Below are 25,880 nucleotides of genomic sequence, written 5' to 3' on the forward strand. Positions count from 1 at the left end.
GTTCTTAGGTCAAGCGTCACCGAACTGAAGACTGTGCGTGGAATTGTTGGGCAGCCTGCGCCTGTGGTCAGAAGTCGTAGGCGATTTTGCTGTACCAGAATCCGCCGCCAGGATGGAAAGGGGGGGATCCGTAGTTGTACTTGTAGGCAGCCTGGGTAATGCCGTTGTTGTCGGGGCGCACGTTGAACAGGTTGGTGCCGCCGATGCTGAGCGTCAGGCTGTCGAAAAACACGTAGGACAGGTCGAGGTCGGTGATCCACTTGGCGCCAAATGAACGGTCATTGGCCGCATTCTGTTGCCAGGTCTCGACCTTGCCGTAGCGGGTGGTTTGCAGGTTGGCGGCGAAGTTTCCAAGTGTCCAGTTCGCGCCCAGTATCCATTTGCTGCGCGGGGTGGCCGCCACCAGCAAACCCTCTGCGGCGTGACCAACGACACTGATGCCCGCATTCTGCAGTGCGGCCGGCGTACCGCGGCTGCCTTCGACGGTCGTCTTGTTGTAGTTGAAGGCCGCGCTCCAGCGCACATCGCCCCAGGCGCCGAACTGGCTGCTGTGATCGGCTACCAGGTCGATGCCACGCGTACGGGTATCGAAGGCGTTGGTGTAGTAACTGACCCAGGTATTGCGTGCCACGCCGACGGATTCGAGGATGTCGCCGATCGCGCCGTTGCCGTTGCTGCGGTCATACAGGTTTTCACTGAGCAGGATGCGGTCGTCGATGTCGATCACATAGGCGTCGGCGGTGAAGCTGGTACGCGCAGCTGGCTGCCAGGTGATACCAAGCCCTGCGTTACGCGATTTCTCTGGTTTCAGATCCGCTGCGCCCAAGGCTTGAGCTACCTGGCTGTCCGGCGTTGCGGTGTAACGCAGGGCGGGTACTGCGTTGCCATTGGCATCAGCCGCCGTACGGTTGTCCGTTACGGTGTAGCCGAGCTGGGTCAGAGAGGGCGCTCGGAAGCCGGAACCCAGGGTACCGCGGACGGCAACCTGGTCAGTAAGCGCGTAGCGGGAGTTCAGCTTGAAGCTGTAGGTGTTTTCCTTGATGTCATCATAATGTTCGGCGCGCCCGGCGAGGCCGATGTACCAACGTTGGGTGAGATCGAAGCCAAGATCCAGGTAGGCTGCAAAGTTGTTGCGTTTCAGATCGGCCTCGTCTTGCGGGCGGATGGCCAGCACGCCTTGGGCGCCCGTTGAAGGTTGGGAACCATTGGCGACATACAGCTGACTGCCCACCGGGAAGGTGTAGGGGCCGACGCTGTAGGCGCGTGGGTCATTCCCGGCAAATGTCCTGAAGCGCTCCCAGCGGTGCTCCAGTCCAACGGACACTTGGGTGGGGACGGACACACCGAAAAGCCCATCGAAGTGGCGCGTGATATCCAGGTTGTTGACCCACTGTTCGAACTGCAAGGTCGCCAGGTCATCCCACTTGGTCGGGGACTGGGGGCCATAGGTCGGGTTGGCAGTCAGGTCGCTGGCATGCTCGATCTTGTTCCGGCCATAGCTGGTGGACAGGTCCCAGTCCCACTCGGCCGCGTTGCCTTTACCCCCGAACAGGATCTGATAGTCGGTGTCCTTGAGGTTGTTCAAGGGGTAGTAGCCATCCGGAAACAGCTCCGGGATCGATGCCCCGCCGTTGGCCGCGCGCAACTGGTTGTTCGCTTCGGTCTTGCGCTCGCCATAGGTGGCATAGGAGTAGAGCTTGAGGTCGTCGGCCAATGGCAGCTCGGCATTGTAGGCCAGATTGAATGCTTTCAGATCCGGGTCGCCGTTCTTGGTGCTCACATGATCCCAGGCGGCTTGGCGATCATCCTCGAAAAACGCACGGACGCTGTCCGGTGACTTCCCAACCCACGTAGCGGTACCGCGTTTGCGGGCATCTGCAGACAGGTGCAGGAAGCCCCCGTCACCCAGCTCGAAACCATGATCGGCAGCGCTCTTGATGGTTTCACCCTGGCCCGAGAACAATTGACCGTAGCTGGCCTCGGCATGACCACCAGAAGCACTGCTCTTGAGGATGATATTGATGACCCCGGCTACTGCGTCCGAGCCGTATTGGGCTGCAGCGCTGTCCTTGAGCACCTCGATATGGTCGACGGCACTGATCGGGATCATGTCGATGTCGACAGCGTTGGCGCCACTGGTATCGATGCTGCCATTGGCGGGGGCAGCGCCGTTATGCCGACGTTTGCCGTTGACCAGTACCAGCGTGTAGGCCGGCCCAAGGCCGCGATTGCTGAGCGGGCGTACTTGCGAGTTGACCCCGGCGATGTTGGTGCCGAAGTTGAACGATGGCAGCAATTTCGATATGGCTTCCGACAGTTCCGCCCGACCGGTCTTGAGCAGTTGCTCGCTGTTGATGATGTCGATGGGCGCTGGGCTGTCGGCGACCGTACGTTGTTGCCCACGCAGGCCAGTGGAAATTACCGAGACGGTGTCGAGCCGAGTCTCCTCCTGCTCGGCTGCCTGCACTGAGAGTTGCGGCAGCGCCAGGCATGCGACGAGTGCTGTCAGCCCTGATCGCAGTGGAAAGGGCGGGCGTTGGTTCATGTTGAGCTTTCCTTGTGTTGGCAAGCGGCAATCAGGGGCCGCGTTTTGTTAAGCCAGCACTGGCCCTTGGTGCGGGTACAGGATGCTTAGTCCCGATACAGTGGGACGTGTTGTATGGTGGGTGGGTTGGCCTGAGCGTGGGGGTGTTGGCATGCAGCGTTGGTCCCTCATCACGGGTGTAGGGGGGCAGATCGCTGCGCCGCTCGCTTTAGCGCCCCAGCGTGATGAGGTGGCCGTGTAAGACCGTATTCTTATATTTTTCCTCTGTAAAAGGCTTTTTCGTTATAAGCTAATTATTACTACTACTGATTTATCGTTGTTTGAAATATGCAAAATTAGAATTTTAAACTTCTGGATGGCTAGCCTTCCTTGACCCGCACGATTCAGGGCTGCATCGATATGAATGTAACCCGGCTACGTTGACGGCGCATGGATGGGGACAGACAACAACAAATGGAAAGGTGCGTTATGAGTGGTGTTCTGATTGATGCAAGCCAGGCGACGTTGCTGGTTGTCGATGTGCAGGAAAAGCTGATAGGTGCCATGCATGAGGCCGAGCGCCTCACCGCACGGGTCGAGTGGCTGGTGGCTGCCTGCGCGCGGCTGGCCTTGCCGGTGGTGTTTTCCGAGCAGTATCCCAAGGGCCTCGGCCCGACCCTGGCACGGCTGAGGGAAGCCTGCGCTTCGGCGCCGGTGGTGGAGAAGCTGCATTTTTCGTGCGTACCCGCCGAATGCCTGCCGCAGGCGATGATGCAGCGTGAGCAGGTCATTCTCTGTGGCATCGAATGCCATGTGTGCGTGCTGCAGACCGCACTCGACCTGCTGGCCAGCGGCAAGCAGGTGTTCGTGGTCGCCGACGCCACGTCGAGCCGCACAGCGGAAAACCACCTCGCGGCGCTCCAGCGCATGGCGGCGGCTGGCGTTCAGGTCGTCACCCGCGAAATGGTCGTGTTCGAACTACTGCGCAGTGCAAGCCACGAACAGTTCCGTGAAATCAGCAAAGCCTTCCTGGCGGGCGAGCAGCCTTAGCTGACCCATGCAGGGTAGCCTGGGTAGTTGTGCTGGCGGCAATCAGAAGCCTTCCAGCACAATCTTGCCGCGCGCTTTTCCACTTTCGATCATGGCGTGGGCGCGCTTGAGGTGCTCGGCGTTGATCGTACCGTAGTGCTCGCCGAGGGTGGTTTTGAGCACACCACTGTCGACCAGTTGCGCAACGCGATCGAGCAGTTGGTGCTGCTTGATCATGTCTTCGGTCTTGTACAAAGAACGCGTGAACATGAGTTCCCAGTGCAGCGACAGTGACTTGCGCTTGAGCGGCATGACATCCAGCTGCGCCGGGTCGTCGATCAACGCAAGCTTGCCTTGTGGGCGAAGCACTTCTACCAGTTGCGGCAGGTAGGTGTCGGTGTGGGTAAGGCTGATCACGTAATCGACCGGGCCCAGCTTGAGCGCCTCCAGCTGAAGCGGGAGCGACTCGGTGTGATCGATCACATGATGGGCGCCCAGTGCCTTTACCCACGCCTGGGTTTCGGGCCTTGACGCTGTGCCGATGACGGTCAGCCGAGTGAGTTTGCTGGCAAGCTGGACCAGGATGGAGCCAACCCCGCCACCGGCACCGACCACCAGAAGGCGCTGGCCTTCGCCACCGTTTTCTTCAACGCCCAGGCGGTCGAACAGCAGCTCCCAGGCGGTAATGGAAGTGAGGGGCAGGGCGGCGGCACTGGCATTGTCCAGGCTGCGAGGCTTGTGCCCGACGATGCGTTCATCCACCACATGCAGCTCGCTGTAGCTACCCGGGCGGTCAATGGCGCCGGCGTAGAAAACTTCATCGCCCGGACGGAACAATGTGACCTCAGGCCCGACCTCGCGGACAACGCCGACAGCGTCCCAGCCCAGCACCTGCGGCTGGTCACCGCCGCGGCTTGCACGGATTTTAGTATCAACCGGGTTGACGGCAATGGCCCTGACTTCGACAAGCAGGTCCCGGGCACCGGGTTTGGGGGTGGGCAGTTCCGCGTCGTACAGCGATTGTGGGGCGTGGATCGGCAAACCGGGTTGGGTGTAAACGACGGCCTTCATTGGCGCTACCTCCAGGGTGGTCGAAAAGTGCATTCAGGCTATTCGATTCGATTTGCTCAAAAAACAGCCTGAATGCAGTAAGACTTTCTCGTTTTCAATGAAAATGAACGGTGCGGCTTGGTTTCATCTTGATCACTAGGCCCTGTAGCGGGGCGCGAGCTGGTTGCTGGACAGTTGGCCGAACAAGGCCTGGCGGCTGGCTTCGTAATGCTCGAACGCTTGCAGGTCGTGTACCGAAGGCAGGGAGATCAGCACACCCTTGTCGAAGTCCTGCAGGGCGCCGTCCACCAGGTCCTCGGCCGACATCACGATGGCAGGGTCGAGGTTTTCGAGCGGCAACCCACCTGTCTGCCAGAGGTCAGTCGCCGTGGCCCCGGGCAGGACAGCCTGGACCTGGACGCCTTTGCCGGCCAGTTCCTTGTCAAGCGCCTGGGTGAACGCGGTGACATAGGCCTTGCTGCCGCCGTAGACGCCGTTAAGCAGTTCCGGTGCCAGGCTGACGATGGACGAAATGTTGATGACCGCGCCTTGTTTGCGCGCCACGAAGCCAGGCACAGCCGCGTAGGTGAGGCGGGTGAGGGCGGTCACGTTGAGGCTGATCATTTCGGCCATGCGCTCGACGTCACTTTCCAGCAGGCCGGTATGGGTACCGATACCCGCGTTGTTCACCAGCAGGCTGATGCTGGCGTCTTCGCGCAGTTTGCGTTCGACCTTGGCGAGGTCGGCTGCGTTGGCCAGGTCGGCTGGGAACACTTCCACGTTCTGGCGGGTTTCGCTGGTTAGCCGGGCGGCCAGTGCGTTAAGGCGTTCGCGGTTGCGTGCTACCAGCACCAGGTCATAGCCACGTCGGGCCAGATGGTCTGCGTAGATCGAGCCGATGCCGGTGGAGGCGCCGGTGATGAGCGCGGTGCCTTTGAATTGCTGCGTCATGGTGATGCTCCTGTGTTTGGGTGTGGAGCCATCATGCAAAATGTATTTTGTGACTTAAATGACGTATATGATACGTTTTCAGGACATCGCAAAGAGGGCTTCAATCATGCACCGGGTTGGCTACCTGATACCCGAAGGCTTCCAGGTCATGTCCCTGGCAACACAAACCGTATTCGAATTCGCCAATATCGTGGCGGGCGAAGCGGTTTACAGGATCGAGAATTTTTCCATCGGGGGTGGCACGGTGCGTTCTTCCCTGGGGATGCATATCGACACGTTGCCATTGAGCGCACCGGGCCTGGCCGACACCTGGATGGTCGCCGGTACGCTGACCCCGCTCACGCCCCCCAGTGAAGAGGTACTCGCCAGCGTGCGTGGATTCGTCGACGGTGCGCGCCGCACCGCAGGCCTTTGTACCGGCTGCTTCATGCTGGCGCAGGCCGGTGTGCTGGATGGCCGGCGCGCCACCACCCACTGGGCTTATGCAAACAAGCTGCGCGAGTTGCACCCGAAGATCGACGTCGAGGAAGACCGGATTTTCATTGTCGATGGGCCGGTATGGACGTCCGCCGGCATGACCGCCGCCCTGGACATGGCGCTGGGCATGGTCGAAAAAGACCTGGGCACCGAGCTGGCAAGGTCGGTGGCGCACAAGATGGTCATGCACCAACGCCGCTCTGGTGGGCAATCCCAGCATTCCGAACTGTTATCGCTTTCGCCCAAGTCGGACCGTATCCAGAGCGCGCTGGATTACGCCCGCAAACACCTCAGCCGCCCGCTAAGTGTGGAGGAACTTGCCGATGTGGTGCACCTGAGCCCGAGGCAATTCACCCGTGTATTCACCGCTGAGACCGGTGAGTCACCCGCCAAGGCCGTTGAGCGCCTGCGGCTGGAGGCAGCCCGTTTGATGATAGAGCAGAGCCGGCATAGCCTGGATGTTGTAGCCAGGGAGACCGGGTTCAGGGACCGCCGGCACCTGCGAGAAGTGTTCATGCGTGGGTTTGGTGTGCCTCCACAGGCTGTGCGCAGGGATGCCAGGAGGTTAGTGTCCATTTGATAGTGGGCGCTAGGGTGGCGGGGTGTTAACACCCTGATGCCGCAAGATAAAAATAGGTGCGTGCCTCACTTGCGGGCCGCCAGGACTCGGCGCACCCGCAGGAGGTGACTGGCAGGCTAACCGGCGTTCAAAGGCTTGGCGTTAGCGGCCTTTCTCATGCTTATGGCCCCCCACAACAGCCCGACTGTTGCTGCAATGAGCGAGCCGGTAAGGATGCCGAGCTTGGCTGCACCCAGTGAACCTGGGTCAACAAAGGCGAGGTTGGCGATAAAGATCGACATGGTGAAACCGATGCCTGCCAGCAAGCCGATCAAGGTAATGCCACGCCAGGTGACACCCTTGGGCAGTGCACACCAACCCAGGCGAACCATCAGCCAGCTGATACCGACGATGCCCAGGGGTTTGCCCAGGACAAGTGCCAGGGTGACAGCGAGCATGACGTGGTATGGCCCTTCGGAGGACAGGTCGACCCCAGACAGCCCGACCCCGGCATTGGCCAGCGCGAACAGGGGCATTATCACGAAGGCGACCCAGGGGTGCAGTGCACTCTGTACCCGCACCACAGGCGGTACCAGGTCACGCTGGGCAAGCCGCAGGCGTTTCAGCGGGTCGATCAGGCTGCTGCTGTCCTGCTCTGGCGCTTTTGCACTGCCGAGCAAATCGTTGGAGAACTGCTTGACGGCGTCCACAGGGCGCTCACCCATGGGGGCTGAGCGCACGGGTGTCATGAGCCCAAGCACCACACCCGCCAGTGTGGGGTGGGCGCCGGTCATCAGCACGCCGAGCCAGGTAATGGCGCCCGGAATAACGTACGCATAGGCCGAACCAACGCCGATCTTCTGCAACCCGACAACCAGCAGGATGCCAATGATGGCAACGCCAAAGCCTGTATAGTCCAGGCCGCCGGAATAGAAAATGGCAATGATCAGCACCGCGATGATGTCGTCGATGATCGCAAGTGCCAGCAAGAAGATACGCACGTTGGACGGGATCGATTTACCGAGCAAGGCGAGCACGCCAACCGCGAAGGCGATGTCGGTGGCCGTGGGGACAGCCCAGCCGTTCTGTTCTTGCGGGGCATGCGCGAACGCTAGGTAAATCAGGGCGGGTACAACCACGCCGCCAACGGCTGCCGCCATGGGCAAGGTGGCCTGGCGCAGGCTCGCCAGCGCGCCTTCGTGAATTTCTCGACGGATCTCCATGCCGACCACCAGGAAGAAGATGGTCATGAGGCCGTCATTGATCCAGAAGTGCAGGGATTGCGAGAAGACCATCGACCCCACACCGAACGTTAGCGATGTGTGCCAGAGCGTATCGTAGCTATCCGCGAGGGAAGAGTTTGCCCAGGCGAGTGCAGCCAGGGCGGCTATGAGCAGTACGACACCACTCACGGCCTCGACATGCAGGAAGCGTTCAAGCGTGGCGAACGCGCGACGGGCCAGTTGTTGGGCAAGGGGAATTCGAATTTTTTGCATAGGCACAAGCAACCTCGCAAGGCGGCCCGACCTGCGCTGTTCTTTAACCTGCGTCGCTGCCTCATGCAGCTAGCACCCAGGGGAAAGTCTATCATTCAAAACGCGGTTTTGCGGTGATAGATTGTGACGCTCCTTTTCCGCAGCTCAGGAGCAAGTGGCGTGCGTTGTGGAAGACGGCGGAAGAACAACTGTCACTCAGCCCCGCGCTAACTGAAGCAGAAGCAAAGGTTAACGCTTGCCAGGGTTGTCAGGCCAAAAAGAGCGGGGCTGGCATCGACCTCGGCCCACGCCCTTCAGAGCAGAATGTAGTCGCTGAACTGTCGGACACCCGCATGCTCGCCCTTGACCAGATGCACATAGCGGCCTGCCACCAAGTCGACCGGCAGGCAATCGTCGACATCCAGCACAGCGTCGATATGCGGCTTGAGCCAATCTTCTGCCATGCGTTGCTTGCCCAGGCGCTTGGCCTCGGCCTTGTCGACAGCCGCCACCAGCAGGTACCGGTGAGCTTCGCCGAATACCTGCCGTTCATAACCGCCCAGGTTCAGGAAAAACAAGCGCATGGCGCCGGGGCCGGGGGCTACTTGGCTCAGTTCGACACGGTAGCCATCGACCCCGCCGACTTCCAGCCAGGAGTCGATGTGCAGGCCTTGTGCGCTGCCGAACCAGGCTTCGCGCAATTGGGGATGGAGCTGTTCCAGGGTGTCGGCCTGGGCGAAGACCACATCGTGAACTTCGATACGGGCTCGAGGGTGGCGACCGCCGAGCATGACGATGTAGAGCATGAGTAATCCTTTGGGGCAGCATCAAGCGCTGTAGTGTGAACACCCTAGCGCTGTTCGCCAAGCGCACAATCCGTCGGCACGGCGCCGTTCAGCACGCGTCATAGCAGCCAAGGAAAGGCAGCGCCTGGCAGGCCGGGATCCTTCAGGATCGATGCACTGCTGGCAATGTCCGGCGCCAGCCAACGGTCCTGGGCATAGGCCGGCACCCGTTCGCGCAACAACCGCCAGGCTACGTGGGTCCCTGCGCCAAAGCGCTGCTCCTTGAGGAACTCGAATGCCTGGGCCGCCAACAGGTATTCGATGGCAAGGATCTGTGTACAGTTTTCCAGGGCGCGGTGCAGCTTCAAGCCGGCGTTGGTGCCCATGCTCAGGTGATCCTCCTGCAGACCAGAGGTGACGTAGTTGTCGACGACTGCCGGTTGTGCGAGCTGACGGTTTTCTGCACACAGTGAAGCAGCCACGTACTGGACAATCATCATGCCCGAGTTCACACCCGGTTGGCTGACCAGGAAAGCCGGCAAGCCGCTGACCAACGGGTTGATCAGGCGATCGAGTCGGCGCTCGGCAATCGCCCCGATTTCGGCCACCGCGATGGCCAGCAAGTCGGCCGCCATGGCCACCGACTGGCCGTGCGGATTCGCCTGGGACACCACCCGATACGACTCGGGTGTACCGAGCAACATGGGGTTGTCGGTCGTGGAGTTGAGTTCGGTTTCGATCTGCCGCGCAGCGTGATCCAGCTGATCGCGCGCGGCGCCATGAACCTGCGGAATCGAGCGAATGCTCAAGGCGTCCTGGGTGCGAATGCCATGGCTATTGGCAATGATTTCGCTGCCGTCGAGCAGGCGACGCAAGTTACTGCCCACGCGCTGCATGCCGGGGTGCGGTTTCATCGCGATAATTTCGGGGTCGAAGGCGTCGAGTTGACCCCGCAGGGCCTCGAAGCTCATGGCGCCGATAACGTCCGCCCATTGGCTCAGGCGCGTGGCGTCGTCCAAAGACAGGCAGCTCAGGCCCGTCATGCAAGGGGTACCGTTGACCAGGCACAGGCCATCCTTGGCGCCCAGTTTGACCGGCGCCAGGCCGACCTCGGCCAAGGCTTGCCGGGCCGGCACGATCTGGCCGCGATAACTGACCTGGCCGACGCCCAGCAAGCTGATGCTGATATGTGCCATGTGGGTCAGATACCCCACAGACCCCTGTTTCGGAACCTGCGGGGTGATGTGCTGGTTAAGCAAGGTCAGCAGCGCCTCGACCACCTTGCGCTGAAGGCCGGAACGGCCCTGGCAGAAATTGATGATCGCTGCGCACATGATCGCGCGGGTCTGTTCGTCTGACAGCGCTGTGCCCACGCCACAGGCATGGCTGAGCAAGGTGTTGTGCGACAGCTGGCTGAGTTGTTCGTCCTGCAACGAGACATTGCACAAGGCGCCAAGCCCGGTGTTGACGCCATAGGCGCGTTCACCGCTGGACACGATGCGCCGGACAATCGCCTGGGCGTTGTCGATCCGCGCCCAGGCCGATGGAGCCAGCTCAAGCTTCGCCCCGTGTCGGGCCACTGCCACCACGTCCTGCCAGCGAACTGGCGCGTCGGCGATGATGATCTTTTCGGCAAGTGACATACACGCGGTTCCTTAAAGCGAAGCTACACGGCGCTGCACGAAACGGTCTACGTATTCGTCCGCAGGCTGGTAGAGGATTTCTTTCGGCGTGCCGACCTGGATCAGGCGACCGTCCTTGAGAATGGCAATCCGGTTGCCGATACGCACCGCCTCGTCCAGGTCGTGCGTGATGAAGACGATGGTCTTGTGCAGGGTCTTTTGCAGTTCCAGCAACTGGTCTTGCATCTCGGCGCGAATGAGCGGGTCAAGGGCACTGAAGGCTTCGTCCATCAGGATGATGTCGGTGTCGGCGGCCAACGCACGGGCCAGGCCGACGCGCTGACGCATGCCGCCTGATAACTGGTGCGGGTACGATTTTTCGTAACCCTTCAGGCCCACGGTGTTGATCCAGTGCAGGGCACGCTCGGTGCACAAGGGCTTGCTCTCGCCACGGACTTTCAGCCCGTAAGCGACGTTGTCCAGCACAGTGCGGTGCGGCAACAGGCCGAAGCTCTGGAACACCATGCTGATCTTGTGCCGGCGGAATTCGCGCAGGGCTTGCAGGTCGTATTGCAGAATGTCTTCGCCATCGACCAGGATCTCACCGCTGGTCGGGTCGATCAGACGGTTGAAGTGACGCACCAGGGTTGACTTGCCCGAGCCCGACAGCCCCATGATCACGAAGATTTCACCGCTGCCGATGGACAACGACAGATCGTTGACCCCGACCACGCAGCCGGTTTCGGCCAGGACCTGATCTTTGGTTTTTTTCTGGCGGATCAGTTGCAGGGCATCTTCGGCGCGGGCACCGAATACCTTGAAGACATTTTTGACTTCGATCTTGTTCATAGTCTGCTTGGCGCTCATTTGCCCACCCCATGCCGTGGCCGGCCATAGGCCTGGGTAATGCGGTCGATCACAACCGCCAGAATCACAATGGCCAGGCCCGCTTCAAGGCCGCGGCCCACGTTCAGGGTCTGGATGCCGACCAGGACGTCTTCACCCAGGCCACGGGCACCGATCATCGACGCGATGACCACCATCGACAGGGCCATCATGGTGGTCTGGTTGATACCGGCCATGATGCTCGGCAACGCCAGTGGCAGCTGCACGCCGAACAGTTGTTGCATGCGATTGGCACCGAATGCATTGATCGCCTCCATGACCTCGCCATCCACCTGGCGAATGCCCAGGTCGGTCAGGCGAATCAGCGGCGGGGCGGCATAGATGACGGTGGCAAAGATCGCCGGCACCTTGCCCAGGCCGAACAGCATCAATACCGGAATCAGGTACACGAAGCTGGGCATGGTTTGCATGATGTCGAGCAGCGGCATCAACACCGCCCGCAGGCGATCGTTGCGCGCCGACAGGATACCCAGCGGAATGCCGACCAGGACCGATATCAGCGTTGCCACCAGCATCAGCGCCAGGGTCTGCATCAGCTTGTCCCAGAGCCCGACCGCACCGACCAGAAAGAGCAAGCCGACGATCACGGCAGTGGGCACGACCTTGCGGGTGGCGTGCCAGGCAATACCGGCGACGATGGCCAGCATCAGCCACCAGGGTGTTGCGCGCAGCAGGCCTTCGAGGTTGACGATGGCCCACAACAAGGTGTCGGAGATGTGCCGGAACACGTCACCGTAGTTGGTTACAAGCGCATCGACCCAGCCATTGACCCAGTCGGCAATGGAAAACGTGAAGTTTTTGGGAAACATGGAATTCTCTCGAGCAAGTGTATGAAGCGGACTGTCGTGTCTTACCCGGCAGGCGCCGGAGGAGCCCACACGCTCAGAGTGCCGCGTCTACCTTTTTGGCAGCGTCTTCGCTGACCCAGCTGTGCCAGACTTCGGGGTGTTCCTTGAGGAACAACCTGGCCAGTTCCGGCGACTCGATACGTTCCTTGGTCATGCGCCCCAGGTTCTGGTTAAGCAGATCGACCGGCAAATTGACCTTTTCCAGCACCGCCACCAGTTCAGGCGCCTGCTCGTGGAAGGCCTTCGATACACCCACCTTGATGGTCAGGGCTTTAGTCACGCCCGGCTTTTCGTCCAGCTTGACCAGGTTCAGCTGGCCCATCAGCGGCGTCGGCGACCAGTAGTAGAACAGGATGGGCTCGCCACGCTTGTAGCTCGACAGTACGGCAGCATCCAGTGCCGGGCCGGTGCCAGGGCGGAAGTTGGTATAGGTGCTTTCCAGGCCGTAGCTTTTCAGCATCTCGCTGTTGTCCAGCTCGCAGGTCCAGCCGGCCGGGCAATTGTAGAAGCGTCCCTTGTCCGGCTCTTCGGGGTCCTTGAATACCTGGGCGTATTGCCCCAGGTCGGCGATGTTCTTGAGGTTCGGTGCCTTGGCTTCAAGTTTGCGCTTGGCATCGCCCTCAATCACATAACGCGGCACATACCAGCCTTCGACCGCGCCAACGACCGGCGAACCGATGCCAACCACCTTGCCGGCAGCCGCAGCCTTGTTCCACACCTCGCTGCGCCCCACCCACTCTTCGGCAAATACCTGAATATCGTTGCTGCTCAGTGCGTTTTCCATGGAGATAGAGTTACCTGGCAGGCTATCGGTATCGCAGCCATAACCATGCTTCAGCACGAACTGCATCACGTCAGTGAGCAGCATCCCGCTTTCCCAGTTCAAACCGGCGAACTTCACCGGTTTGCCAGACTCGCACCAACCCGCTGCCTGGCTGGTGACAGCCGCTGCCAGCAGCCCGAAAGATAGTGTCGTGGTCAACAGAGCCTTTGTAATTTTCATTGTGACGCTCCCAAACAAGAATGGAGTGCGGCAGTTGAGGGCATCCGGCCCAAAGAGGGTCGCCAAACTGGCTGATAAGCCTTGTAATCGGCGTTGGCGTGGCACTTCTGATCGGTGGCCACTGCGTAGGAGAAATATTTCACAACCTCAAAAAAGGATAAAATAATATGTGCTGATGTATCACAACGGAAAAAACTATGAAGTTCACACTGCGTCAGCTTCGCTATGCGCTAGCAGCTGCCAAGCACGGTAACCTGACGACCGCTGCCATGGAGCTTCATGTTTCACAGCCTTCCATCTCGGCGGCCATCACCGAACTGGAAGAGGTGTTGGGCCAATCCATTTTCGTTCGCCAACGTGGCCTCGGCATATCGCTGACCCCATTCGGTCGTACCGTCATGGTCCAGGCTCGTCGCGTTCTGGCAGAGGCTCGGACCTTTGCCGAGATCAATGCCAATGCAGGGGAGTGCGTCGGCGAACTGGTGGTCGGATGTTTTGAAGACCTGGCGCCCTATTGCCTGCCACAAATTGTGCGGCGGATGCAGGAGTCCTGCCCAAGGGTCACTGTCGATATGCGCGAAGGCAGCTTCGATTATGTTGGCAAGCGGCTGGGCGAAGGGGCGATAGAGTTGGCAATCACCTACGATCTGGGTTTGCCGCCGAATACGCAATGCACCCAGTTGTGTGAACTGACTGCTCAGGTACTGCTGTCGGCCGATCACCCGTTGGCCAAGGAGTCGCGTGTCAGTCTCAAGGCGTTATCCGAACATACGCTGGTCGTTACCGATCAGGTCCACAGTTGGCAGCATGTGTTGGACCTGTTCAGCTTTTACGATCTTTCACCCGCCGTTGTGCACCGTGTGCGCACGTTCGAGTTGCAGCGTAGCCTCGTCGCCAATGGGTTTGGCGTGGCGCTGATTTATACCCGGCCGTTTGGTGACCGCAGTTATGATGGCCAAGCGCTGGTCTGCAGGCCGACTGAGGAGAAATTGCCAACGCATAGCATTGTGCTGGCGCATGATCAGCGCTATCCGCTGACGCCTTCGGCCGAGGCGTTCAAGGAGCTGGCGGTGGCATGGTTTGCGGAACGACCGTCGTTTGCATCCGAGTGAACAGCGGGTGGGGCGAGTGAATTGCAGTCATCGGGAGGCACGCGTTTCATGCTTTGGACGGCTGTGGCGCTTTCTTGCCCAGTCGGATCAGCTCGTTGGAGAAGCACAGGCCGAAGAGAATCAGCCCGGCCCCCAGGTACAACGTGTCCCGCAGTACTTCATTGAGCACCACGAACGCCAGCAGTGTGGCAAACAGCGGTTCGGTCAGCTCCAGTGCCTGGACTTGCGAGGGTTTCAGGTACTCGATGGCCTTGGTGGTACAGAAGAAGCCGAGGATGGTCGGCAACGCGGCCAGCGCCAGCAGTGCCATGACTGCCACCAGCGACAGCTCTCCCACGATGAACCCATCGCTCGCAGCTGGCATCAGCAGGTAGAGGCTGCCGAAAAACAAGAGTTGCCGAGTAAAATGCAGCCCCCCGGAAACGCCCATACGCTTCATGGCAACCGAAAATGCGCCATAACCGCAGCCTCCGATCGCAGCGAGCACTGCACCTTGCAGCGTGAAGCCTTGTTCCAGGTCGGCGCCAAAAATCACGGCAATGCCGGCGATGGTCAAACCGGCGCCCACCGTCGCGTTGGCGGTGATCGGGTCCTTGAGGATTAGTCGTCCCAGTAATATCGAAGAAATGGAGGCGCTCGCCATCAGGATCACCACGACGCCTGCCGCAGCGTAATGGCCATACGCCGAGGTTTCAAAGTGGAACAACACAAAAATGCCTAGAAAAGCGCAAACGGCGGCATGTATCCACTTGGCCGTATGCAGGGGCCGCTTGAGAAACAGTAGTAATGCTGACAGCAACAGGCAGCCGAGGACTGTTTTTATCAGGGCGATGGTGCTGGCGGTGAATCCACTGTTCATCAACACTTTGCTGAGTACGCCGATCGTTGCATTCAGTGCCGCAGCGCACAGTGCAAAGAGTACGCCTTTGCCGAAATGAGATTGCATTTGTACATTCCTTGTTATTGGCTTCATGCCTTCGTCCGGTCGACACGCTTTAATTAACCAGGCGGTCAAAAATTAATCAGTCGGTTTATGCGCAATAATATAACATCGAAGTTGCTGGAGTGTCCGGCAGAATTACGCGTTCTTTCAGCCCCCCGTTTGTTATCTTCCAGCAAGTTTTTCAGAACTGTGAGCCTGACGATTGGGCATGTAGCCCTGGACGTAGCGCACGGTCTTTTCCAACGTTCGCGCCATGTCGGGATGTGCCAACTGATACTTGAGTTCAAGTTGTTGACTGTCACTCATGTCGAAGCGCTGCGTCTGGACAAAGTTCAGTGACTCGGCGCTGATCGATAATCGGGTGGCCAGTCCGGGAATCGTCAATAGCCACTTCAGCAATCCTATAGGTACATGGCGGCGGGGAGCTTTTATATTCAGCGTTTGTGCCAATTGTTCGAGCATACCCTGCAGGTTCGGCGTGTGCTCATACAGCGCCAGCACCTGCCGGTTGGCCATTGACGGGTCGAACGCCACGCAGGTCATCATCTTTACCAGGTAATCGACGCTGACCAATGGCAACCAGTGCCTGGCGGAACCAGGAACAGCCTTGAACCGGCCCAGTGCCAGATTTCGAATGAGATCTACCAGAGGTTGTCCTTCAGGGATGTGCCCACTCTCGCTGTGACCACACACCGTAGCGGGATGAACGATCGCATAATCTGCGCCTACCTCCTGCATGTAACGGATGACGGCGAAATGGGACTCCAGCTTGCTGCCTTCGTAGCCACCCACACGGCCGTAGACTGCAGGCCAATGGGTGTTTTCAGAGTGCTCGTTATCAACCCCTATACTTGCAAGATGGCTAAGGTTCTGCAGCATATAACCGCCCACCATCAGCAAGCGCATGCGCTGGCTCGCCGCGAGCCTGGCGACGTTCAGCGCCCCTTGTACATTGACTGCGCGGGCCTGCTCCATTGTCAGGCCCCAGGTAAACTGTGCTGCGAGGTGGAAGACCATAGCCGCCGAAGATACGCATTGCCTGTCTGCTTCGCTGAGTCCAAGCCCATCCCTGCTGATATCTCCCCCGACTGCATGGATATACGCAGGGTTACCTCCCAGTTGCCCTACTTGCTCTTTGAGGCGTCCGATATTTTCAGGGTTGCGCATGAGCACCCAGGTCTTATGCCCTGTCGCGGTAAGATGGGCCAGCAGATGTTGACCCACAAACCCACTGCCGCCGGTGACGAAGCATTCCACGCTCATATCTTAATCCTTGTCTGGATGATCGGCGCAGGCTAAGGTGTAGAGCGTACTCTACAGTCAAGGAGTTTTTACTGTGAAGGTTGGAGAGTTGGAGCGCCGGAGTGGAGTGGGCCGCCATACATTGCGCTATTACGAGCAACTCGGGCTTATCGTGGCCCATCGTCAGGCCAACAACTACCGCAGCTACAGCGACCAGACCGTTGTTGATCTGGCCTTTATTCAAAGTGCCCAGAGCGGCGGTTTTTCGCTCGCCGAGATCGGTGAAATCCTTGCGGCCAAGCGGGGCAATACGCTCGATTGTGCGCAAGGCGCGATGTTGGTAGCCAGCAAGATGGCCGACATTCAAGCGAAGATCACCACGCTGCAAGCCGCCTATGCCCTTCTGGGCGCGGAGCGCGCAAAGCTTGAAGCCAGTGCCGTTGCCAACGGGCTGACCATTGCTCACCTTCCTGCGATTTAGCATACCGCAACGCTGCAGCTGGTTTATTCGCAATTATTTCTCATTTACACTTGTGTCTTGTTTCGGAGCCTACCTCTTATCCAGGATGCATCGTGCCGTTCGATCCCGCCAAACCGACGCTGCTGTCTACCTTGGTACGTCACTATGACGATCTGGTGGACCACATTCGCCGACGCTTCGGCGACAGAAGCATGGCGCGTGATGTTGTGCATGACGTGTGCGTGCAGTTGCTTGAGCGCGGTGAGAAAGAAGACGTTCGAACCCCATTGGCCTTGCTACGAAAAATCTCCCACGACACCGCCATGAGTCGCTATCGTAGCGATCGCCGCCGAGGCGCCTGGGTAGAGGCAATCTCCGAGCTGCCTGAGGTGGCCTGCCCGGCAGCCACCCCGATGACCAGGTATGACAGCGAGCGCGAGTTTCAATTGCTCGTCGACGCGATCACAGACCTCCCACCTCGCTGCCAAGCTGTTTTCGTCATGCACAAGATTCACCAAATCCCCCAGGCAGAAGTAGCCACTCGCCTCGGTATTTCAATCAAAACTGTGGAAAAGCACCTGCGCCTGGGGCTGGCGGCATGCAGGCAACGGCTTGGGCGCGATGAGGTGCACCCATGACGAAGCAACCCGAACAGGTGCCACTGGACGAGGCTCTTGGGCGACATCGTGAAGAGCTCAAGCAGCTGTTCCCCATGCCGCCGTCCAGGCCTGCGCCCTCGAAGGCAGCAAAGTCGGCAGGTATCACGCTGGCGGTTGCGATCGCCTGTGCAGGCTTGGCCTGGCTGAACCCTGCCTACAAGAGCGAGCGTTTCGCTACCGCCATTGGTGAGCGGCGTGCTGTGCTGCTGAACGATGGAAGCGAGCTGCTGCTCGACAGTGCCACGCATGTCGATATCAGCTGGCGTCTGCTCAGCCGCGACGTCGACCTGCGCGCAGGGCAAGCGCTCTTCGATGTATCCTCGGCCGTGTATCGCCCCTTTGTAGTGTCCGCTGGTCTGGCGAAGGTCGAGGTGCTCGGTACGCTGTTCAATGTCCGCCGCCTGGATAACGACGCGGTGCGTGTGACCCTGGCCCGTGGACGCGTGGACGTCACCGTGGCAGCTGCAGCACAAGAGTCTGTCACCCTCAGGCCAGGGCAACAGGTCGACTCGATTGGCGGGCAACTGATGCCGGTTGCGAAGGTCGACGCCTTGAAGGCGATGGCCTGGAAAGATGATCGCATCGTGTTCGAACAGACGCCGCTGGATGAAGCGGTGTCGTTGCTGCGTCACTATCGCAAGGCATCCATTGAGCTGAGCGACCCAAGCTTGGCTGCACTCAAGGTGACAGGGGTCTTCGAAGCGCACAATGTCGACCTGCTGCTGGATCTGCTCCCGAGCATCCTGCCCGTTGCCGTGTTGAAAACAGAGGATGGCAGCGTCCGGATTCAACGTAAATCGGCACGAAAATAATTCTCAAGCGCAGGTAGGGTTTCTCGATTCCCATGGCGGCTATTGAAAAAAGCCCAACCAGAAAAAGGAACTCGAGACGTGCATTTTCCCCTCCGCAGTCCCCAACTACGCCTGTCATTGCTCGCCAGCAGCCTGCTCATCGCAATGTCGGCCCAGGGCCGGGAAAAGGTGAACGTGGATCTCCCCGCCGCGCCGCTGGGGGAGGCCATCAACGCCCTTGCGCAGCAGTCTTCGGTACAGGTCATCTTTGCCAGCGATCTCGGTGCAGGCCGAAACGCGCCTGCGGTGAAAGGGCGGTTCACACCTGAGGAAGCACTTCAAACGCTGCTCAAGGACAGTGGCTTGCAGGTACAGGCCAAGGATGAGCGTACGTTCGTTATCGTCGCGCAGGGTGCCCCTGCATCCAGCCCCGTGACCCAGAGCGTGCCTGTGGAAATGGCGCAGATGGAAATCACCGCCTCGCGCACCAGCAGCAGCCTGGTTTCCGCAACGCGGCAATCCACCGTGCTTGAGCATGAACAACTGCAGGAGCTGCGCCAGGGTTCAGAGAGCTTGGCCACGGTACTGGCCAAGGCGATTCCGGGCATGTCCGACTCCAGCCGCACCATCACCGAGTATGGCCAGACCCTGCGCGGGCGCAGCATGTTGGTCATGGTCGACGGGGTGCCGCTCAATACCAACCGCGACTCTTCGCGCAACCTGGCCAACATCGACCCCGCGCTGATCGAACGGGTCGAAGTCATCCGTGGCAGCAGCGCCATCTACGGCAGCGGCGCCACGGGGGGCGTCATCTCCATCACTACACGGCCTGCCGGTGGTGAAAACCGTGCTGAAACCAGCCTGAGCGCCACCTCGCCACTTACCCGCCTGGGCAGCGATGGCCTTGGGGGGCAGTTCCAGCAGTATTTCGCGGGCTCTCAGGGAGCGGTGGACTACGCGTTCGACTTCGGCACCCGCCACATCGGTGCCTCGTACGATGCGCATGGCGACCGGATCGCCCCGGAGCCCAGTCAAGGTGACCTGTTCGATTCGAACATCTACAACATCGGCGGCAAGCTGGGGCTGCACATCGACGAGAACCAGCGAATCCAGCTTGCAGTCAGCCACTACGATGCACGCCAGGACAGCGACTACGCTACAGATCCAAGCGTCGCGAAACTCCCAGCAGGCTCTGTGCCGGCCAATGCGATCAAGGGCCTGGATCTTGACGAACAGAACCGCATTCGCAACACGTTGGTGAACCTGGAGTACGAGAATCTCGACATTCTCGGCAGCCGGCTTTCTGCCCAGATGTACTACCGGGACTACTTCACCCGCTTCACGCCGTTCGACGCCCGGGCCGTTGCTACTCGCGGCGGCAACGTGGACCAGATCATGCAGAACAGCGAAGTGTTCGGCAGCCGGCTGACCTTGCGCACGCCACTTGGCGACAGCGGCAGTACCGAGCTGGTGTGGGGTGGCGACTATAACCAAGAGCGCAGCGACATGCCGCTCGATGTCTTCGACCCTGCGGTTTATGACGCCAGTGGCGGCCTGGTCTTCGACAAGAGCGGCAAGCTCACCTACATGCCCCCGCTGAGGACGCGAAGCGCCGGTGCGTTCGCCCAGCTACAGCATCGTTTTGATGAGCATTGGTCTGTCGACGGCGGCCTGCGCTACGAATACTCCACTGCCGAATTCGATGACTTCGTTCCCTTGTCCGAATCCACGGCTGCCTCCCCGGTGGCGGTGAAGGGGGGCGAAGTTCATTACGATGCGCTGCTGTCGAACCTGGGCATCGTCTACTCACCGGTACTCGGCCAGGAGATCTACGCCTCTTTCAGCCAAGGCTTCCAATTGCCCGACGTGGGCATTCAATTGCGCAATGCGCGCCGTGGTTTCGACATCGGCGCATCGAACCTGGAACCGGTCAAAACCAACAACTATGAGCTTGGCTGGCGAGGAGAGCTGAGCAGCAACACCCTCGGCACCTTGGCGCTGTTCTACACCACCTCCAAACTGGGGGATGTGCAGAGTTTCAACAATGGCCTGATTCTGACCCGCACCAAGGAGCGCATCTACGGAGCTGAAGCCAGTGCAGATTGGCTATCGGACGATGCGGTGTGGGGCGCAGGGGGGAGTGCGACCTGGATGCGCGGACGAGAAAAACCGGACGGCAAAGGCTGGCAAGACATGACCGGCTATCGCGTTCCACCCCTGAAACTGACCGCCTACGTCCAGTACAAGCCGACACTGGAGTGGAGCAACCGCTTGCAAGCTACGTTCTTCGACGCCAAGGACTATAGGCTCGATGGCGTGGACAGCTTTGGTCGGCATCAAGTGAGTAGCTATACAACAGTGGACCTGGTCAGCCAGTACCAGATATCCGCTGACGACAAGGTAAGCGTCGGCATCCAGAACCTGTTCAATCGCGACTACTACCCGCTCTACAGTCAATTGCTGCGCAATAACAACAACACCAGCCACTTGCCAGCACCCGGCACTGTGTTGACTGCCAGTTATACGCACAATTGGTAAGGTGGTGAACATCACCGGGCCGGTATCGAGCCCGGTGGTCGTTTACAGGGCGAGACGCTTGGTGGAACGTGATGCAGTAACCTTGCAGTGCTCGCAGTCATACGCTTTAACCGGCCTCGGAAAACGCTACCATGCCCATCGAGATCGAACGAACGCGAGCCTGTGAAGAGCGCTGCACCGGCAGAGAATCTCATCACGGCGGAACCTGTCCATGGATATGATCTGGCAAACAATCCAGGCCGAATTTGCCGACATCGGCGACGAACGCGAGATCGTGCGGATTCTGGTGCGGCTGGTGATGGCTGCCGTACTGGGCGCTGTTCTGGGTTTCGAGCGCGAGCACAAGGGCAAGTCTGCCGGGGTGCGCACGCACATGCTGGTTTCGTTGGGCGCGGCGCTGTTCGTGCTGGCACCGAGCATGGCAGGTGCCGATGCGCAGGCGCTCAGCCGGGTGATTCAGGGCATCGTTGCCGGTATCGGCTTTCTGGGGGCGGGCACCATTCTCAAAGGCAATGGCCATGACACCAGTCATGTCAAAGGCCTGACGACAGCTGCGGGGCTATGGATGACGGCGGCCATCGGTACGGCAGCGGGGATGGGGCGCGAAGCCACGGCGCTGGTCAGCACGGTGCTGGCGCTATTGGTGCTGGGCACGATGCCCTTGCTGGTGGACAAGGTCGAAGGGCAGAACGAAGAAAAACAGAAGGAGGAGGGCAGGAAGCACTGAGGGGCGTGGGTCGCCCCCGCAAAGCCTGCCTGCCCTTGTTCAGACTGACGCTGAGCCGTTCAGGCGCTCGATTGCGTCGATCAGGTCGTCATAACCCACTGGCTTGTTCAGGTGGCGGTCGAACCCGGACTGGCGAGACTTGTATTGGTCAGCGCTTGCACCATAGCCTGTCAACGCGATGGCAGGGATGTAACGCAGATGCTCCAGGCCGCGCAGCGCCTGGATCAGTGCATGGCCGTCCATGCCAGGCATGCCGATGTCGGAAATGATCACATCGTAACGCGCGTCCGCCGCCGATTGCAGCGCCAGTTTCGGGTCGCTGTAGGCATCGACGTCGGCATCCTCCATCAACAGCAATTGTTCCATCACTTCCAGCACATCGAGCGAATCATCCACCAACAGGATGCGAACGCCTTTCAGGCGACCTTCTGGTGGCAGCACGTCGCCCTGATCCTGGGGTTGCTGGGTATACACGCGCAAAGGCAGGGTGATGATGAACGTACAACCCTGGCCTATTCCAGGAGACTCTACGCTGACCGCTCCGCCATGGGCCTCTACCAATTGACGGACCAGGGAAAGGCCAATGCCCAGCCCCTCACGCCCATGGCCGGTTGATGCCGCCTGGTTGAATAGCTCAAAAATATCTTCCAGCGAGTTTTCGGCGAGGCCTATGCCCTGATCGATGACTTCAAGGCGTGCCTGCTCATCCTGCCGAGTCAGTTTCAACAGAATTTCGCCATCGGCAGGGCTGAACTTCAGAGCGTTGTTCAACAGGTTCCAGATGATCTGCTCGACACGTGTGCTGTCGGCCTCCACATAGACCGGTTCGCCATCGGCCGGGAGCGCCAGCCGAACATTGCGGCCGCGTTGCTCGTTGCAGGCTACAGAACAGATACCTTGTAGCACGGCACACAAATCGACAGGCTGTGTCTTCAGTTTGAGCTTGCCCGTGCGGATGCGCGCTACATCGAGCAAGTCATCGATGATCCGCGCCTGGCTGGTGACCGCTTCGCGAATGACGTTGACCGCTTTGCTCGCCATGTCGGTACTTGTGACCGACGGTATACGTCGCAAGATATCCGCATTGAGCTGAATCAGGTTCAATGGGTGCTTGAGCTCGTGGGACATCACCGCGAAGAACTCATCCTTCATGTGGCTTGAACTCTGCGACTCGGCCAGGCGCTTGCTTTGTTCGTCCTGCAGGCGCTTGTGGCCGGTCAGGTCACGGGCGATCTTGACGTAACCGCGCAAGCTGCTGCCCTTGAGGCGCGAGACTTCGCCACTGCAGTAGAAGCGGCTGCCGTCCTTGCGCACATGCCAGCGTTCGTCCTGGCCACGGCCATGCAGACGGGCGGCGCGCAGCTCACGCGCCGGCTCGCCATTTTCGCGGTCCTGCTCGGTGAAGATCAGGGAATAGTGCTGGCCAATGACTTCGTCCTTGGCGTAGCCGAAGATCAGCGCAGCGCCGGTGTTCCAGTCGATAATCAGGCCTTGTTCGTCAAGCAGGATGATGGCGAAGTCATGGGTACTTTCGGCAACCAGACGCATGCGCTCTTCACCCTGGCGCAAACGTTCTTCGGCGGCGCGACTCTTGGTGATGTCGATAAAGGTCAGTACGCTGCCATCGACATTCTGCTCGCTGGCCCGATATGGCAGCAGGCGCGCCAGGTACCAATGCTGGTCCTGCCCGATCACTTCACGCTCGATCGTGGTTTCGCGCTCGATCACCGCACGCGCATCGTCCGCCAGGCCTGGGTACTCCAGGCGGTGGGTGATGTCCAGTAGCGAGCGGCCGGTGTCGACCGGCAGCATGCTGAAAATATCGGTGGCCCTGGGGGTGAACCAGCGAATGTGCAGGTTGCGGTCGACGAACACGGTGGCGATCTGGGTGGAGGCGATCAGGTTGCTCAGGTAGTCGTTGACCTTGTCGGTTTCATCGACCTTGGTCTTGAGCTCGTAGTTGACCGTCAGCAATTCTTCGTTAATTGATTGCAGCTCTTCCTTGCTGGTTTCCAGCTCTTCGCTGGCCAGGCGCAACTCCTCGTTGATCGCCTGCATTTCTTCGTTGGAGGCGGTCAGCTCCTGGCTGGAGATTTCCGACTGTTCGATGGTTTCCTGCAACTGTTGGCGGGTGCGCTGAAGCTCGCGCTCCAGCGTGTTCAACACCATGCCGTCGGTTTGCTGGATGACCGGCTGGCTGTGTTGTTCGGCTTCGCGGACATGTAAAACCACCAGCAGGCATTCACTGCCGCTGGGTTCATCCTGGTGCGGCTGGACCTCGACCTGTACCTCGACGCGATGATCGTCGACGGTGATGATCGCCGCGCCAGAGGTCACCGGCTGGCCCGTGTTCTGTGCCTGCAGCAGGCTACTGCGCAGGACAGGGCGCAGTGGTGCCAGCACCAGGTTCAGCAAGCTGGGGCTGAGTTCGCCCCCGGCATGGCGCAGGAAGCGCCCGACACCGTCGCTCATGTGCAGGATGTTGCCATCAAGGTCGACGATCAGGCTGGGCGGCGTATGCCTGGCCAATGCACGGTGGTGAACTTCGGCGTAGGACAATTTGCGCATGGGCTTGGGCTTGGCGCGCGCCGCCAGTGTGTCGGGCGTCAGCAGGCGCCCCGGGCGTCGCGCCGGCTCCACCTCGCGTGCACGGAAAATACGATGGCGCTTGTCCACGGCAATGAACAGGTCGGCCGCCACGTCTGCCGACTCCGAGCTGCCCAGGAACAGGTAGCCGCCCTTTCGCAAGGCGAAGTGGAACAGACGCAGGATTTCCCGTTGCACCTCCCGGTCCAGATAAATGAGCAGGTTGCGACATACCACCAGGTCCAACTGGGAGAACGGTGGATCGGACAAGAGGTTGTGCCGGGCAAACAGCACCTTTTCGCGGATGTCCTTGCGTACCCGGTAATGCTGGTCCTCCTTGATGAAAAACTGACGCAGCCTGGCCGTGGGTACATCGGTGGCGATGGCATCGGGATAAACGCCTAGCCGGCCGAGATTGATCGCACGTTCGTCGAGGTCGGTGGCGAACACCTGTACCTTGGCACTGCGCTGCCCCATCGCCAGCTGTTCGGTCGCAATCATCGCCAGGCTGTAGGCTTCCTCTCCCGAAGAGCAGCCTGCCGACCAGATGCGCACTTCGCGTTGCAGGACTTCGCTGTCGTCATTGGCCAGGCCCGGCATCACCTGTTGTTGCAGGGCTTCGAAGGCGTCCCGGTCACGGAAGAAGTTGGTCACGCCGATCAGCATGTCAGCCAACAGGGCGCGACATTCCTCCGGATGACCCTCCAGGTAATCGCGATAGCTGGCCAGGTCGGTCTGCGCAGTGATATGCAAGCGCCGCTCAAGCCGGCGCAGGACCGTTGCCCGCTTGTAGTGCTGGAAGTCATGGCCGGTGCTGGCATGCAGGCGGGTGAGGATGTCGTCGAGCAGCGGGTCGCTCTGCGCCGGGTCGCCTGAGCGCTCGCCAAGGGGAGGCGGCAGGCTGTCGTCTTCGATCGCCGGCAGTTTGACCTTGCGCGCCGTGCGCCACAGTTCCAGAAGCTTGCCGGGAATCTCGGCCACCGGCAGGATCAGGTCGACCATGCCGGTAGCGATGGCTGCCTTGGGCATGTCGGAGTATTGGGCGTCATCGGGCGATTGCACCAAGGTCACGCCACCCTGCTCCTTGATGCGCGACAGGCCCACGGCGCCATCGCTGCCGCAGCCTGAAAGAATCACGCAGAACGCATGGTCCTTGTGTACGTCCGCCAGGTCCCGGAAGAACAGATCGATGGCGACATGGTCGCCACGGCTACGCCTGGCCGGGCTGACCCGCAGGTAACCATCGTTGGTGGAAAGGCGGTTGGCCGGCGAAATCACATAGACGTGGTCACGCTCGATCGGTACCGGCTCGCTCACCTGGTACACCGGCATGCGCGTGACGCGCTGGATCAGGCGATCGGCCTGGCTCTGGTGGTCCGGCGACAAATGCAGTACCACGACGAACGCCATGCCACTATGCTCCGGGGCGTGCTGGAAAAACGTCTGGACCGCCTCCAGCCCGCCGGCCGATGCGCCGATGCCCACCACTGGGAAATCCAGGTGGCTGGGGCTCAGCGCAGGGTTGTGCGGCGACGCGAGGGTAGTCTTGCTGGACGATTTCATGGGCACGAGCCTTGTGCGAACCGGGAATGA

General features: G+C 60.1%; 20 protein-coding genes. 8 read left to right on the plus strand and 12 right to left on the minus strand.

The features are described from left to right. Nucleotides 1–67 precede the first annotated feature (67 nt). Complete coding sequence (locus PM2_RS04210) at nucleotides 68–2,545, minus strand: TonB-dependent receptor plug domain-containing protein (protein ID WP_016714252.1); 2,478 nt, start codon at nucleotides 2,543–2,545, stop codon at nucleotides 68–70. Between the two features lie 468 nt (nucleotides 2,546–3,013). Between PM2_RS04210 and PM2_RS04215 the strand changes: the two genes are divergently transcribed. Then, on the plus strand, nucleotides 3,014–3,574 hold the full coding sequence (locus PM2_RS04215; protein WP_019096433.1) for a hydrolase: 561 nt from the start codon (nucleotides 3,014–3,016) through the stop codon (nucleotides 3,572–3,574). 42 nt (nucleotides 3,575–3,616) lie between these two features. Here the strand turns inward: PM2_RS04215 and PM2_RS04220 are convergent, their stop codons facing one another. After that, complete coding sequence (locus PM2_RS04220; RefSeq protein ID WP_016714250.1) at nucleotides 3,617–4,624, minus strand: zinc-binding alcohol dehydrogenase family protein; 1,008 nt, start codon at nucleotides 4,622–4,624, stop codon at nucleotides 3,617–3,619. Nucleotides 4,625–4,759: 135 nt separating this feature from the next. After that, entirely contained in the window at nucleotides 4,760–5,554 is a 795-nt protein-coding gene (locus PM2_RS04225; protein ID WP_016714249.1) for an SDR family NAD(P)-dependent oxidoreductase, read from the minus strand. A 106-nt stretch (nucleotides 5,555–5,660) separates the two neighbouring features. Here PM2_RS04225 and PM2_RS04230 point away from each other — a divergent pair, with 106 nt between their 5' ends. Beyond that, nucleotides 5,661–6,611: a GlxA family transcriptional regulator gene (locus PM2_RS04230; protein ID WP_019096431.1), complete on the plus strand. Its 951-nt coding sequence runs from the start codon at nucleotides 5,661–5,663 to the stop codon at nucleotides 6,609–6,611. A 116-nt stretch (nucleotides 6,612–6,727) separates the two neighbouring features. Here PM2_RS04230 and nhaA read toward each other — a convergent pair whose 3' ends face one another. The 6 genes from nhaA to PM2_RS04260 form a co-directional block, all read right to left on the minus strand. Beyond that, the gene (gene nhaA / locus PM2_RS04235) at nucleotides 6,728–8,086 is read right to left on the minus strand and encodes a Na+/H+ antiporter NhaA (protein ID WP_028698723.1); all 1,359 of its coding nucleotides are present in this window, start codon (nucleotides 8,084–8,086) and stop codon (nucleotides 6,728–6,730) included. A 293-nt stretch (nucleotides 8,087–8,379) separates the two neighbouring features. Then, a complete protein-coding gene (locus PM2_RS04240; protein ID WP_016714246.1) occupies nucleotides 8,380–8,871 on the minus strand; it encodes a DUF1543 domain-containing protein in 492 nt (163 codons plus the stop codon). A gap of 98 nt (nucleotides 8,872–8,969) precedes the next feature. After that, a complete protein-coding gene (gene hutH, locus PM2_RS04245) occupies nucleotides 8,970–10,493 on the minus strand; it encodes a histidine ammonia-lyase (protein WP_016714245.1) in 1,524 nt (507 codons plus the stop codon). A gap of 12 nt (nucleotides 10,494–10,505) precedes the next feature. Continuing rightward, nucleotides 10,506–11,339 carry a quaternary amine ABC transporter ATP-binding protein gene (locus tag PM2_RS04250; RefSeq protein ID WP_051564690.1) on the minus strand — a complete coding sequence of 278 codons (834 nt, stop codon included), beginning with the start codon at nucleotides 11,337–11,339 and terminating at the stop codon, nucleotides 10,506–10,508. Then, nucleotides 11,336–12,187 carry an ABC transporter permease gene (locus PM2_RS04255; RefSeq protein ID WP_016714243.1) on the minus strand — a complete coding sequence of 284 codons (852 nt, stop codon included), beginning with the start codon at nucleotides 12,185–12,187 and terminating at the stop codon, nucleotides 11,336–11,338. The genes PM2_RS04250 and PM2_RS04255 overlap by 4 nt, the downstream gene beginning before the upstream one ends. A gap of 73 nt (nucleotides 12,188–12,260) precedes the next feature. Then, nucleotides 12,261–13,229, minus strand: coding sequence for an ABC transporter substrate-binding protein (locus PM2_RS04260; RefSeq protein WP_028698724.1), 969 nt, complete (start codon nucleotides 13,227–13,229; stop codon nucleotides 12,261–12,263). A gap of 197 nt (nucleotides 13,230–13,426) precedes the next feature. On the opposite strand from PM2_RS04260, the gene PM2_RS04265 reads away from it, so the two are divergent. Then, complete coding sequence (locus tag PM2_RS04265) at nucleotides 13,427–14,341, plus strand: LysR family transcriptional regulator (protein ID WP_019096426.1); 915 nt, start codon at nucleotides 13,427–13,429, stop codon at nucleotides 14,339–14,341. A gap of 46 nt (nucleotides 14,342–14,387) precedes the next feature. Here PM2_RS04265 and PM2_RS04270 read toward each other — a convergent pair whose 3' ends face one another. Together PM2_RS04270 and PM2_RS04275 are read right to left on the minus strand one after the other, a co-directional pair. Next, on the minus strand, nucleotides 14,388–15,287 hold the full coding sequence (locus PM2_RS04270) for a DMT family transporter (RefSeq protein WP_028698725.1): 900 nt from the start codon (nucleotides 15,285–15,287) through the stop codon (nucleotides 14,388–14,390). Between the two features lie 159 nt (nucleotides 15,288–15,446). Further along, the gene (locus PM2_RS04275) at nucleotides 15,447–16,547 is read right to left on the minus strand and encodes an SDR family oxidoreductase (RefSeq protein WP_028698726.1); all 1,101 of its coding nucleotides are present in this window, start codon (nucleotides 16,545–16,547) and stop codon (nucleotides 15,447–15,449) included. A 73-nt stretch (nucleotides 16,548–16,620) separates the two neighbouring features. Here PM2_RS04275 and PM2_RS04280 point away from each other — a divergent pair, with 73 nt between their 5' ends. From PM2_RS04280 to PM2_RS04300, 5 genes are all read left to right on the plus strand, one after another. Next, on the plus strand, nucleotides 16,621–17,007 hold the full coding sequence (locus tag PM2_RS04280) for a MerR family transcriptional regulator (RefSeq protein ID WP_028698727.1): 387 nt from the start codon (nucleotides 16,621–16,623) through the stop codon (nucleotides 17,005–17,007). Nucleotides 17,008–17,099: 92 nt separating this feature from the next. Beyond that, entirely contained in the window at nucleotides 17,100–17,624 is a 525-nt protein-coding gene (locus PM2_RS04285; RefSeq protein ID WP_028698728.1) for an RNA polymerase sigma factor, read from the plus strand. Next, nucleotides 17,621–18,457, plus strand: coding sequence for a FecR family protein (locus tag PM2_RS04290; protein WP_028698729.1), 837 nt, complete (start codon nucleotides 17,621–17,623; stop codon nucleotides 18,455–18,457). The genes PM2_RS04285 and PM2_RS04290 overlap by 4 nt, the downstream gene beginning before the upstream one ends. Before the next feature lie 78 nt (nucleotides 18,458–18,535). Beyond that, nucleotides 18,536–20,974, plus strand: coding sequence for a TonB-dependent receptor (locus tag PM2_RS04295; RefSeq protein ID WP_028698730.1), 2,439 nt, complete (start codon nucleotides 18,536–18,538; stop codon nucleotides 20,972–20,974). Nucleotides 20,975–21,185: 211 nt separating this feature from the next. Beyond that, nucleotides 21,186–21,701, plus strand: a complete 516-nt coding sequence (locus tag PM2_RS04300; protein ID WP_016714234.1) for an MgtC/SapB family protein — start codon at nucleotides 21,186–21,188, stop codon at nucleotides 21,699–21,701. A gap of 39 nt (nucleotides 21,702–21,740) precedes the next feature. Here PM2_RS04300 and PM2_RS04305 read toward each other — a convergent pair whose 3' ends face one another. Further along, nucleotides 21,741–25,850, minus strand: coding sequence for a CheR family methyltransferase (locus PM2_RS04305; RefSeq protein WP_028698731.1), 4,110 nt, complete (start codon nucleotides 25,848–25,850; stop codon nucleotides 21,741–21,743). Nucleotides 25,851–25,880: the final 30 nt, after the last annotated feature.

The organism is Pseudomonas monteilii NBRC 103158 = DSM 14164, from assembly GCF_000730605.1.
In the GTDB taxonomy this organism is placed as follows: Bacteria; Pseudomonadota; Gammaproteobacteria; order Pseudomonadales; family Pseudomonadaceae; genus Aquipseudomonas; species Aquipseudomonas monteilii.